This is a genomic window from Streptomyces sp. UW30 (genome assembly GCF_008042075.1).
GTDB lineage: Bacteria > Actinomycetota > Actinomycetes > Streptomycetales > Streptomycetaceae > Streptomyces.
The window spans coordinates 1-11,691 of sequence record NZ_RDBN01000025.1 but is presented as its reverse complement, the minus strand read 5'-3'; the positions used below and the strand labels follow the sequence as shown (position 1 = coordinate 11,691).

Annotated in this window: 11 protein-coding genes; 6 read left to right on the top strand and 5 right to left on the bottom strand. The window is 71.7% G+C overall.

Annotation, left to right across the window (positions count from 1 at the left end):
* Window positions 1-166 precede the first annotated feature (166 nt).
* Window positions 167-1,606 carry an ATP-binding protein gene (locus EAO75_RS13900; RefSeq protein ID WP_147995365.1) on the top strand — a complete coding sequence of 480 codons (1,440 nt, stop codon included), beginning with the start codon at window positions 167-169 and terminating at the stop codon, window positions 1,604-1,606.
* A 24-nt stretch (window positions 1,607-1,630) separates the two neighbouring features.
* Here EAO75_RS13900 and EAO75_RS13895 read toward each other — a convergent pair whose 3' ends face one another.
* The 5 genes from EAO75_RS13895 to EAO75_RS13875 all read right to left on the bottom strand — a co-directional run bounded on the left by EAO75_RS13895 (window position 1,631) and on the right by EAO75_RS13875 (window position 8,376).
* On the bottom strand, window positions 1,631-2,383 hold the full coding sequence (locus tag EAO75_RS13895; protein WP_147995364.1) for a hypothetical protein: 753 nt from the start codon (window positions 2,381-2,383) through the stop codon (window positions 1,631-1,633).
* 71 nt (window positions 2,384-2,454) lie between these two features.
* Window positions 2,455-3,327 (bottom strand): hypothetical protein, encoded by an 873-nt coding sequence (locus EAO75_RS13890; RefSeq protein ID WP_147995363.1) that lies wholly within the window; start codon window positions 3,325-3,327, stop codon window positions 2,455-2,457.
* Window positions 3,328-3,527: 200 nt separating this feature from the next.
* Window positions 3,528-5,612, bottom strand: a complete 2,085-nt coding sequence (locus EAO75_RS13885) for a hypothetical protein (protein WP_147995362.1) — start codon at window positions 5,610-5,612, stop codon at window positions 3,528-3,530.
* On the bottom strand, window positions 5,609-6,793 hold the full coding sequence (locus EAO75_RS13880) for a VWA domain-containing protein (protein WP_147995361.1): 1,185 nt from the start codon (window positions 6,791-6,793) through the stop codon (window positions 5,609-5,611). The genes EAO75_RS13885 and EAO75_RS13880 overlap by 4 nt, the downstream gene beginning before the upstream one ends.
* Window positions 6,790-8,376: a DUF5682 family protein gene (locus tag EAO75_RS13875; RefSeq protein ID WP_147995360.1), complete on the bottom strand. Its 1,587-nt coding sequence runs from the start codon at window positions 8,374-8,376 to the stop codon at window positions 6,790-6,792. The genes EAO75_RS13880 and EAO75_RS13875 overlap by 4 nt, the downstream gene beginning before the upstream one ends.
* A gap of 29 nt (window positions 8,377-8,405) precedes the next feature.
* Between EAO75_RS13875 and EAO75_RS47305 the strand changes: the two genes are divergently transcribed.
* The 5 genes from EAO75_RS47305 to EAO75_RS13855 all read left to right on the top strand — a co-directional run.
* The gene (locus EAO75_RS47305) at window positions 8,406-8,570 is read left to right on the top strand and encodes a hypothetical protein (protein WP_187284426.1); all 165 of its coding nucleotides are present in this window, start codon (window positions 8,406-8,408) and stop codon (window positions 8,568-8,570) included.
* Between the two features lie 290 nt (window positions 8,571-8,860).
* Window positions 8,861-9,460 (top strand): YybH family protein, encoded by a 600-nt coding sequence (locus EAO75_RS13870; RefSeq protein WP_147995359.1) that lies wholly within the window; start codon window positions 8,861-8,863, stop codon window positions 9,458-9,460.
* A gap of 222 nt (window positions 9,461-9,682) precedes the next feature.
* Window positions 9,683-10,891, top strand: a complete 1,209-nt coding sequence (locus EAO75_RS13865; protein ID WP_261989278.1) for a 3-deoxy-7-phosphoheptulonate synthase — start codon at window positions 9,683-9,685, stop codon at window positions 10,889-10,891.
* A complete protein-coding gene (locus EAO75_RS13860; RefSeq protein ID WP_147995358.1) occupies window positions 10,879-11,502 on the top strand; it encodes an isochorismatase family protein in 624 nt (207 codons plus the stop codon). The genes EAO75_RS13865 and EAO75_RS13860 overlap by 13 nt, the downstream gene beginning before the upstream one ends.
* Window positions 11,499-11,691, top strand: a 193-nt coding sequence (locus EAO75_RS13855) for a hypothetical protein (RefSeq protein ID WP_147995357.1), incomplete at its 3' end; no start/stop codon positions are given. The genes EAO75_RS13860 and EAO75_RS13855, both read left to right, overlap by 4 nt.

The following is an 11,691-nucleotide window of genomic DNA, read 5'->3' as shown; positions in this document are numbered from 1 at the left end:
GAGTGCGAGGCCTCCGGGAATTCGCCGAGCAGGGACAGTTCGCCGGCCACCAGCAGGGGCGAGAGCGGATGGGCGACCGAGGATGCAGGTGCTCGATGAGCGTGAGCTAAAGTAAGACTCGATCTACGTAAGAATCCATCTACGTTACTCACCCTGGGGGTGTGTCGTGGAGTTCCGAGGCCGGGCCGGAGATCTTGAGCTGCTGGCCGAGCAGTACCGGGCGGTGGCAGAGGGGACCGGGGCCACTCGCGGGCGGGCCGTGATCATGACGGGCCGGCGTCGAGTGGGGAAGTCGCGGCTGGTCCAGGAGTTCTGCGACCGCACCGAAGCGCCGTACGTGGTGTTCCAGGCCACCCGGGGGCGCAACCCTGTGACGGAGCGCGCCGAATTCGCCGCGACCCTCGCGCAGTCGCCGCTGCCGGGGGCGGAGCTGGTCGCCGGCCTCCAGGCGCAGGACTGGAACCAGGCCCTGCGCTCGCTGGCGCTCGCGGTCCCCGATGACTCACCCAGCATCGCGGTGATCGACGAGGTGCCCTGGCTGGTCGAGCAGGACACCGAATTCGAGGGCGCACTCCAAACGGTCTGGGACCGTCACCTGTCCTCCAAGCCCGTGCTTCTGCTACTGGTCGGCAGCGACACGTCGGTGATGGAGGCACTTCAGTCGTACGGGCGCCCGTTCTTCGGCCGGGCAGCGAAGATGACCGTCCGTCCCCTCAATCTGGCCGATGTGCAGGCCATGACCGAACTCGACGCCGCCGGAGCCGTCGACGCCCAGTTGATCACTGGCGGATTCCCCGAAATCGTGCAGTCCTGGCGGCCCGGTATGGGACGTACGGCATTCCTGGAGGCCTCGGTCGCCCATCCGCTCTCGCCCCTGCTGGTGGCCGGCGAACTGTCCCTGCTCGGCGAATTCCCGGAGGCCTCGCACTCACGGGCCGTACTGGAAGCCGTCGGCAGCGGTGAACGCACCTTCAGTGCCATCGCGACCCGGGCCGGCGGCGCCGGCGCGCTGCCGTCCGGCACGCTCTCCCCGCTGCTGGCCGCGCTGCAGGCCAAGCGGGTCCTGGCCGCCGATCTCCCGCTGTCCGCCAAGCCGGACAGCAAGAACAAGCGCTACCGGATCGCGGACCCGTATCTGCGGTTCTGGCTGGCCTTCCTGGCACGCGCGATCCCGCTCATCGAGCGTGGCCGCGGTGACCTGGCACTCGAACGCATCGAGCGGTCGTGGACCACTTGGCGCGGGCGGGCGGTCGAGCCACTGATCCGCGAGTCCTTGCTGCGTCTCATGCCCGGTGACGAGTGGCCCGAGACCGAGGCCGTCGGTGGGTGGTGGAACCGTCAGAACAACCCCGAGATCGACCTCGTCGGTGCGGACCGCGAGCCGGTGGCCCGGCAGGTGCACTTCGTCGGCTCGGTCAAGTGGCGGGAGACCCAGCCCTTCGGCCGTCATGAGTACGACGCCCTGGTACGCGACATGCTCGCCGTCCCCGGAACCGGCCCGCGGACTCCGCTGGTCGCGGTCTCCCGCTGCGGGGTCGCGGACGATCTGCCGCTGACCGCGCACTGGGGACCGGAGGACCTCGTACGGGCGTGGCAGCCCCGGTAGCCGCGACGCCGACGTCCGCCTTCGTCAGGCCGGTGTGGAGCGCCCCGCCGTGTTCTGTTCGGGGACGCCGTCGGGGTGCTGGGCGGTGTGCCAGGCGGATCTGCGGAGGTGGCGTTCGGGGTCGCGCAGGCCCGCGATCTCGCCGAGGCCGATGATGTACGGGCGCAGATTGTGCTGGAGTTCGCGCAGGGCCCGGCGGAACTCCGCGTTGTCGGGCCAGGCCGTCTCGTCCTCGTCGGGGTGGGCCTCCTCGAAGGCGCGCAGCCGGGGATGCCAGGTGGCGAGGAACGGCGCCAGCTCGAAGTTGAGGATGTCCAGGACGAGTTCGTGGACGGAGTCGCCCTCGGTGGGCGGAGGCGGGGAGCCCTCGGACTCCAGGGGCTCGCGGTACATGTCGAACAGCGTCTTGAGGGACGTGAGGGTCTCGCGCAGATTGCCGCTTCCGTCCTCCAGTGGACGCGTCGCCACGCGCGTCGCGGCCTGGAAGAACATGCGCAGCGCGGCCTGCCGCATGTCTGTGGTCGTCCTGAACGTCATCTCGCTGCCGGGTAGGACGAGCCGCACCTCGGTCAGCTGGACCGACCTGCGGTAGACATCGGCGCCGAGCACCAGGGCGATGCCGACCACGCCGCCGACCACGACGGAGAGCAGCTGACCTCCCGTCTGGCTGATCGAGTACGCGGCGACACCGACGACGCCGCCCACCGCCGCGGCCAGCACCGCCCGCCCGGCCGTACGGCCCACCGCAGCGGCGGTCCACCTCCCACGTACCGTCACCTTTCGCGCCCCTTCCCCAACTCGCAGCGCCACACGGACAGTTCATCCGTGCTGGTGGGGAACCTACCTGGTCAGGTGCTCCGGCGCAGTCCCAGCCGCGCCAGACCGCGACTCGCCAGGTCGGCGATTTCTCGGGGGGACCGGGAGCCGGCCAGCCGCTGGTTCTCCTCGGCGGTCAGGCCGTTGCGCAGGCCCGTCCAGGCGGGAGCGTCGGTGAACTGCCGTAGCCGATCAAGGCCGTTGAGGAGGCGGGGGTCAGGGGGAGTGGCGTCCGACGGCTCGGGGACCTCGGGTGCGCCGACGACGCCCAGCGCCTTCGCGATCTCGGCGGTCACCCCTCCGTAGCCGGCGGCCAGGTAGACGGGGAGGTCTGCCTCCAGGGCCAGCAGCGCTTCCTCCAGGAGCCCGGGCAGCGTTCCCAGGAAGCCGCCGCGCCTGCCGCCGAGGATCAGGTGCGCGTCGACCTGGCGCATCAGGTAGCGGCGCATGCCGGTGAGCGCGCGCCGCGCGGTCTCGGGGTCGGACTCGGGTACGGGGTCCTCGCCCCGGCCCTCGGCGGGGTCGACCGGCTCGCCGTCGACGCTCAGGAAGACGATCTCGGCGTAGCGGCCGAACCGCTGCCGCTGGTCGGCGAGTTCCGACAGGGGCAGCTTGCGGTGTTCGGTCCAGGCGAGGGTGTTGAGCAGGGGGCGGGAGGGCGGCGCGTACTCCCGCATCCGCTCGATCAGGAAGGGGGTGTAGCCGTCCCGGCGCAGGCTGCCTCCGTACACCGGCGTGCCGCCCGCCGCGACGACGAGGCGCACGAGTTCACCGAGCAGCGAGCGGAACTCGGCCTCGGCCAGGCCCAGTCGGTCCAGATCCGCGCTCGTCCCGACCGAGACACCGATCCGCAGCCCCTTCAGGGAGTCACCCGCAAGGGCATCGGTCGGCAGGCCATCGGGCATTTTCGTCTCTCCGTTCCTCCACATCGGCCCCTTCCAGTGGGACGCCCAGGTGACGCCCCGGGTGGCGAACTGCCGCGTGTGGATGTCGATTCGTCGATGCACCGGCGTGGAGGCACGGCCCGGCGTCGGCCCCAGAGCGTACGGCAGACACACCGGAGGCGAGACCGCGAGTGGCCGACTCGCCTGGGCCTACCTGGTGTTCACCGGCGACAAGGGCGAGCTCCGGCTTGTGGGTTCGTGGACTCGTCGGGTCCCTCCGCGTGCAGTTCCAGGCTCATCGTCAAGTGGATCTGCGCTTCCACCCATGCCGGGACGGCCGCCGTCGCCCCGTCGCGCTGGAAGGCGGTGTCGAGGTCGCGGATGAGGCGGGCCGCGGTGTGCAGGCCGGTGCGTTGCAGGGTCGCCGCGCTGTCGGCGAGGCGGGTGCGGGCCGGGGCGGACAGATGACGCAGGCCCTGGTGGGCCGCTTGGGCGAGGGCGGTGAGGGCCGTGGCCAGGGCCGAGGTGATCGGGTCGGCCCGGCGGGGCTCGGCCACGGTGAGCGCGGTGTCGCCGTCGCCCGGGGCGAGGTCGGGGACGGTGACGCCCCGGGAGGTCAGTACGGCCAGCGGGTCCAGCACGATCCGGCCGTGGGCGCGGTGCAGCATGCCGCTGACGCAGTGCACCTCCTCCTCGCCGAGCGCGGCGGCGAGCGCGTCCAGACCGCCGGGGCACAGAGGGTTGTACGCGGCGCTGACCAGGACGTCGTTGCCCGCAAGATCGCGGACGACCGCCTCCAGGTGCTGCGCGGCGGGGTCGTAGCCGATCGACTCCACGGCCGCCACCTCCACCACCCGCACCGAATCCGCCGCGACGCGCGGGCGGATCAGCCGGGGCGGCCGTTCGCCCGCCGCCCGCAGATGGGCGGCGGCGTCCCGGACCAGCAGGCTGCCGGGCAGGTCCCGCCAGGCGGAGCCGAGCGGGGTGACGCTGGTGGCGGCGATACGGCCCCGGGAGATGGAGACGGTCCGGTCGGCGGCGCGTGAGGTGTGCTCGCTGACGACGTTCGCCGTGGCGAGGGTGCGCAGCGGGGAGCCGAGCACGCGGCGGGCGGACAGCTCGTGTCCGGTGAGGGACTGGCCCTCCGTCAGATCCCAGCGCTTGCGCAGCACCAGTGCGATCCCGGCCTCGGCGTGGGCGAAGTACGTCTCGGCGCCACGCTCGCCCGCCGTGCCCGCGACCCGGCAGCCGAGCGCCACCAGCCGCACCCGGCGCAGCGGGGTCTGAGGCGCCTCCTTGGTGCCCAGCACCCCGACCGGGTCGTGGGCCGCGGCGCGGTGCCGGGCGTGGAGCTCGGCCAGCAGCGCGGCGAACCGCTCCGCCTCGTAGTGGGTGCCGCGCGCGGCGTACGCGTCGATCTGCTCGCGCAGTTCGGCCACCGCACCGGCGGGCCAGTGCAGACTGGCGGCGGTCAGCGACTCCTGGGCCCGCACGAGCGACCCGGCGAACACCGGCCCCGCCTGCTGTACGCCGTCCAGGAGCAGGTCGTCGGCGAGCGCGAGGGCGGTGCGCAGGGTTTCGCCGGAGCGCTCGGTGGTGGCGGTACGGCCGCCGACGCTCACCTCCGTGGCGGGCCGGGGTCTGCTCGGGTGGTCGTCCGCGGGTTCCCCAGGCCGGTCGTCCGCGGCTCGGAACGCCCACACCGCCAGCACCACGACCTCGCCGCGCAGGGCGGCCGACGCGTCGGTGAGGGCGTAGCCCAGCTCGTGCGGGACCGGGAAACGGACGGTGCAGGTGGGCAGTTCGACGCGGGGCTCCGGGGCGTCGGCGGTGGGGAAGTGCAGCCGGGCGAGGTAGCCGCGGTCTCTGACCCGGCGGGCCGCGACCAGGGCCGGGCGGCCCAGCGCCGCGGCCAGCGCGTCGTCGTCGAACTCCGCCGGTGACCAGTCGACGTGGGTGTCCTTGGCGACCGGCGTGTCCTCTGCCTCGGCGTGCTGCCCCGTGTCCGGCCCGGCGCCCTGGTCGCCGGGGGCGCCGCGTTGGTAGGCGAGCACCAGGCCGATGCGGTGCCGGCACACGCCCTTGGCGCCGCAGCCGCAGTCCGCCGCGTCCAGGCCGAGGCCCGGCGGGAGGGCCGTATCCGTCCCGTCCGGGAAGCGGCCGCGTACGGTGCCGTCGTCGGCGACCGTCACCTGTGGGCCGGAGCCCGCCGTGAGGTCCTTCTCGGCGCGCTTGACCAGGCCCTTGTTGGCGAGGGAGGCCAGCGTCCGGGGCGTCAGTGCCAGCAGATCGGCGCGTACGGTCACCGTCCCTGCCCTCCCCGGCCGACCTTCTCGGCGACGAACTCGGCGAGACTGCCCGGCGTCATCGCGCCCACCGGGGCGCCCACCTGCGCAAGCCGCCCGGCCAGGTCACGGTCGTAGACGGGATCGGCGTCCTCGTCGAGGGCGGCCAGACACAGCACGGTCGTGCCCTGCTCGACCAGTTGGCGCACCGTGCGCACCAGCCGGTACGGGTCGCCGCCCTCGTAGAAGTCGGAGATCAGGGCGACGATCGTGCGCCTGGGGTTGTCGACCAGCGAGGCGCCGTAGTCGACGGCACGGGCGATGTCGGTGCCGCCGCCGAGCTGGACGCCCATCAACAGCTCCACGGGGTCGGTCACTTGGGAGGTCAGGTCGACCACCTCGGTGTCGAAGACGACCAGGTGTGTCTTCAGGCCCGGCAGGCTCCACAGACAGGCGGCCGTGACGGCGGAGTGGATCACCGAGCCGGCCATGGAGCCCGACTGGTCCACCAGCAGCACGAGTTGCCACTGCTCCAGGTGGCGGCGGGTGCGTGAGTGGAAATGCGGGCGCTGGATGAGGATGCGGCGTTCCTCGGGCTGGTAGTGGGCGAGGTTGGCGCGGATCGTGCTCCGGAAGTCGAAGTCGCGGCCCAGCGGCAGCCGGCTGGGGCGGCGGGAACGGGAGCCGGTGAAGGCACGCCGGACCTCCGGCTGTAGCCGCTCCATCAGCTGCCGGACGACGGTCTCGACGATCCGCCGGGCGGCGGCGAGCACTTGAGGGTTCATCAGGTGCTTGGTGCGCAGCACGGCGCGCAGGAGGGTCTGACTGGGTTCGACGCGGGCGAGGACGTCCGGGTCGGTGACGATCTCGTCGATCCCGTACTGCTCGACGGCGTCCCGCTCCAGCCGCTCCACCGTCTCCTTGGGGAACAGCCGGTGGATGTCGTCGAGCCAGTCGATGGCGGTGAGCTGGGAGGGGCCGCTGCCGCCCTCGCGGGAGTCGGCCGACCCGCCCCGGCGCACCCCGCGGCGGCGCAGGTCCTCGTCACGGCCGTAGAGCCAGTCGAGCGCGGCGTCACGGGCGGCGGCGGAGGCGGCGAGGGGGCCGGTGCAGCGCTCGGCGGGGGAGCCGAGGATGAGGCGCCAGCGCTCCAGGGAGGGGTCCGGTGACGCCGGTGTCGGTCCGGATACCGGGGTGTTCATCGCGCCGCCCCCAGGCCGTGTCGGTCGAGCAGTCGGGCCACGTTCTCCTCCAGGGCTCGGGCGCGGGCGAGCAGCAACGGGTCGGCGGTCGTGCGCAGCAGGGAACGGGCCGAGCCGTGCTTGCCGCGTCGCTGAAGCAGGCGCTGCGCGATGCGTTCGCGCTCGCGGGGCGGGAAGAAGGCGAAGGCCTGGCGCAGCGCGGGCAGACCGGTGAGGAAGTCGTCCTCGGCCAACGCGGAGACGATGCCGTCCAGTACGTCGATCAGGGGCTCCCCGTCGCCCGTCGCACCGGCGGTGACCTCCTCGCGGGCCAGCGCGAACAGGCCGGCGAGCCAGTCGCCGAGGGTGTCGGCGGCGCGGGACGCGAGTGCCTGTACGGCCGTCGCGGGGTCGTCGGGCACGCCCAGCGCCCAGCGCAGACCTACGGCGGCGCCGCGCAGGTCGGCGGGGGCGCGCGGGTCGCGGCCGATGCGTGCGGCGGCCTCAGCGGCGGCCTCCCGGGTGACCGACAGGAGCTCCGGCGCGTGCAGGAGCGCGTCCCGCGCGGCGGCCAGTGCGCGCAGGCGGGCGAAGTCCACGCCGGTGCCGCCGTGCAGCCCCTCGGCCAGCCAGAACACCCGGTCGGCGGCGCCCGCGACGACGCTGCCCAGCAGTCGGCCGCGGGCCACGCCGAACACCCGGTCGTGCCGCCACAGCCCCAGCGCCGCCGTCAACACCTCGCCCAGCGGGCCGAGTTCGGGGACCTGGCCGACCTGGGCCGCGAGTGCCTCCAGCAGTTCGTCGCAGAGGGGCCCGACGCCGCACAGCACCGCGTCGAACAGCAGCCCGGCCAGCGCCCCGGCCTCCGTGCCCGACGCCCGCGCCCGCTGACCGAGCACCACCGACGCCGCCTCGTCCAGCCGGGCCCCGTACGCCCCCGCCTCGATGAGCGCCGCCTCGCGTCCGCCGGCCCGGCCGGGCTCCCAGCGCTCGGTGAACACCGGGTCGGAGCCGTCGGCCGGGCCAAAGACACGGGTGAACCCGGGGATGCCCAGCACACGCAGGCGATGCAGGACCTGGCTGCGCGTCAGGCCGGCCGCGTCGGTGAGGTCGATGGTGAACGGTCCCTCCGGGGCGGGGTCGGCCAGCCCCAGCCGGGCGAGCTGCTCGGCCACGTCGTGCACGAGCGGGGGCAGGGGAGTGTCGGGGTGCAGCTGCCCCTCGCTCTCACCGGCGCAGGCGGCGACCATCTCCACGACGACGGGATGAGTGCCGGCGCTGAGCGTGCCCCGGCCGGTCCAGGGCAGCGGCCGATCCAGATCGTCGCTGATCAGCGCCCCGGCGAGGCCGTCCAGGACGTCCACCCTGGTCTCGTGCGCGTGCCCGCGCATCAGCGCGAGCCCCTGGGTCAGACCGCGCGCGGCGATCAGATCGGCCGTGGACACCGGGATCCTGCGGGCCCGCAGCCGTTCGGCGACGGAACGCAACAGTCCCTGCGCGGCGGCCTGCGGCCCGGCCTCCCACAGCTGCTGGTAGTAACCCGGCGAGGGCATACCGGACTGGTAACCGGCGAAGGCATCCAACTGCCGGAAGGAGTACGGCACGAGGAAGCTGCCGCCGAGGGCGCCGGGGGGTGGGGTGGGGACTTCGGGCCAGGTGGCCGGGGGCGGAGCTGGTCGCCGGCCTCCAGGCGCAGGACTGGAACCAGGCCCTGCGCTCGCTGGCGCTCGCGGTCCCCGATGACTCACCCAGCATCGCGGTGATCAAGAACTACGACTCCGCATTGGTTTACGACTGAACGGTCGGAGAATCAAACACCGGCACCATCTGCATTTATGTCGCTTGACAGGGGCCAGTTTCGGACGGTTATATGACTGCCATCAAGGGGACAGGATGGCAAACGGGGGATCAATAGGACCGTGCTCGCCAGCAGACGGAATTCGGGATTCCGTCTGAGAGCGGGCTGCCCGGGGGACCAACCCGCCAGGAGACGGAATTCTGTATTCCGTTGAAGAGCGGGCCCGGGGGTCCGACGCCGCAGATGCGTTGCATTTACCTGGTTGCCATCTCCAGTATGGGGGAGATGCCATGAGGAGAATCAAGCGCGCGCTGCCGATCGTCAGCATAGCGATGGCGTTGACAGCCGGGAGCTTCGTCGGCGCGGCAGCCATTTCCGCCCAGGCCAAGACGGCGAATGCAGCGCCGGCCGCGCACACATCAACCACCACCACGACCGCGGCGGATGCCCTCGGAACGCGGGCCGCCCCCAAGACCCCTGCCGAGTTGCTGCAGCTCTTGGGCGAGAGGATTGTGGCCAAGGACGTCGACGGAATCATCGCCCTCCAGGAGCCCGAAGCGGCGATCGTCAATTACGACGGATCGGTCATCAGGGGCCACAAGGCGATCCGCGCGTTCTACGTCGACTGGTTCAAGTCGGATCCGGTACTCAAAGTCAACCCCCTCCAAACCGTGATGGCGGGAGGGAAGCGCACAGGTGACAAGGTACGCAACCGCACCGCGGCCATCATGGGCAAATACACGCTGGAGCAGACGGCGCCGGATGGTACCCGCGAGACCTTCAGTGGGAATTTCTGCGACACCGTGCAAGAGCAGCCGAATGGTACGTGGCTGTACGTCCAGGACAACCCGTACCCGCCGCACGGCGACGCAGCGTCGGCCCATCACTGATCGGGCCGGCTCAGCGGTCTCGTCCGCACTCGGCCGACTGATCGGCGAGCCGGCTCCACAAATGTGAGTTCAATCCGCCGTACCCAAGATCAAGCATTTCGGGGCAACCCCTGCCGCCTTATTGGACCCGCCTTAATGGACCTCGTAATGGGCCATTGGTGGCGGGCCATCGGTCAATGCACGGATAGCGAGTTGCCGACATGTTCGAGGTCTGGAGAAAGCTTGAACGTCACCTCGCTCGAAGTTTCACAGGCCCCGGTTGCGCGGCAGCAGCCTCAGTGGGGTGACCCGACACAGGTCAAGCAGGTCAGGGATGTACTGGCGGCCCTTCCCCCACTCGTGGAGACCGAATCGCTGAACAGGCTCCGGGGGCTGCTCGCCGGCGTCGCCGCCGGGCAGGCGCAGGTGGTGCAGGCGGGTGACTGCGCGGAGGACCCCGCGGAATGCACCGCAATTGACGTGGAGCGCAAGACGGGACTCCTCAACGTGCTCGCCGGCGTCATGAACGCGATCACTCATCAGCCGGTGGTACAGGTGGGCCGGATCGGAGGCCAGTACGCCAAGCCCCGGTCGGCGCCCACCGAGTGGGTCGGTGGCGTCGAAATCCCGGTGTACCGGGGGCACATGGTCAACGGTCCGGAGCCGGACCCGGGGGCACGGCGGCCCGATCCCCGGCGCCTGTTATCGGGCTACCGGGCGGCGAGCCAGGTCATGGCCAACCTCGGCCCGACGCCGCGGGCGCGCATCGAGCCGGCCGTGTGGACCAGCCACGAGGCTCTGCTGCTCGACTACGAGATCCCGATGCTGCGCCGGGATCGGGAGGGCCGGCTCGCGCTCACCTCCACCCACTGGCCGTGGATCGGCGAGCGAACCCGCGAGGTCGAGGGGGCTCATGTCTCGCTGCTGGCGGATGTGGTCAACCCGGTTGCGTGCAAGGTCGGGCCGCGTATGACGGCCGCCGATCTGCTCGGGCTGTGCGCGCGGCTCGACCCCGAACAGGAGCCGGGCCGCCTCACCTTGATCGCCCGGATGGGTGCCGACGCGACCATGGATCTGCTGCCGCCGTTGGTTCGGGCCGTGCGCGCCGCCGGACACCCGGTGATCTGGCTGGTCGACCCCATGCACGCCAACACGGTGACCACCGCTGAGGGACGCAAGACCCGGGTCGTGGAAACGATCGTCCAGGAGGTCACGGCGTTCCAGTTCGCCGTCCGCACCGCCGGCGGAATACCGGGCGGAATACACCTGGAGACCACTCCCGATGACGTGACCGAATGCGTCGACGCCCGATACGGCACCGACCGCATCGGTGACCACTACACGACCTTGTGCGACCCGCGACTCAACCCCCGCCAGGCGGTGTCGGTGGTCTCGGCCTGGCAGACGCAGATGATGATGAACCGAGCCGAGGAAGAACCGTGCCGGGTATAGCGCCGATCCCAGCCTACGCACTGCCGACGACGGGCGAACTGCCCGCCAGTACCGCTCAGTGGACCCTCGACCCGAGCCGGGCCGTGCTGCTCGTGCACGACATGCAACGCTATTTCCTCGCGCCGTTCGACTCGTCGGTGCGTGACCCGCTGGTGCGCCACTGCGTGCAGTTGCGGGAGCGCTGCGCCGCGCTCGGGGTACCGGTGTTCTACACCGCGCAGCCCGGTGGCATGACGGAGCAGGAACGCGGCCTGCTGAAGGACTTCTGGGGCCCGGGCATGAGGGTGGACCCCCTCGATCGTCTGATCGTCGAGGAGCTCGCGCCCCGGCCCACGGATCGGGTGCTCACCAAGTGGCGCTACAGCGCGTTCTTCCGCTCGGACCTGCTGGAGCAGATGCGCGACCAGAACCGCGACCAGCTGATCGTCTGCGGGGTGTACGCGCACGTCGGTGTCCTGGTGACGGCCGTCGAGGCGTTCACCAACGACATCCAGCCGTTCCTGGTCGCCGACGCCGTTGGCGACTTCTCCGCCGAGCACCACCGGCTGGCCCTCGACTACGCGGCCGCTCGCTGCTCGGTGGTCRYGACCACCGAGGAGGTCTTCCGATGAACTCGCGGCAGTTGCTCGAACACGTGCTGGGACCCAATCCGGGCCCCTTCGCCCTGCTGCACCGCCCCGAGACCCTGGGCCTGGACCGGATGGAGATCCTGCTGGGCCAGGTCAGCACCCCGGCCCGGCTGGCCGACATCCCGCTGGCCGACATCCCGCCGGCCGGGCGGCCCGGCGAGGTCCGGCAGG

What these genes read in the sequence shown, in the direction of transcription:
- EAO75_RS13890 (WP_147995363.1), bottom strand. Translation starts at nt 3,327, where the DNA reads ATGCCCGATGGCCTGCCGACCGATGCCCTTGCGGGTGACTCCCTGAAG.
- EAO75_RS13880 (WP_147995361.1), bottom strand. Translation starts at nt 6,793, where the DNA reads ATGAACACCCCGGTATCCGGACCGACACCGGCGTCACCGGACCCCTCC.
- EAO75_RS13870 (WP_147995359.1), top strand. Translation starts at nt 8,861, where the DNA reads ATGAGGAGAATCAAGCGCGCGCTGCCGATCGTCAGCATAGCGATGGCG.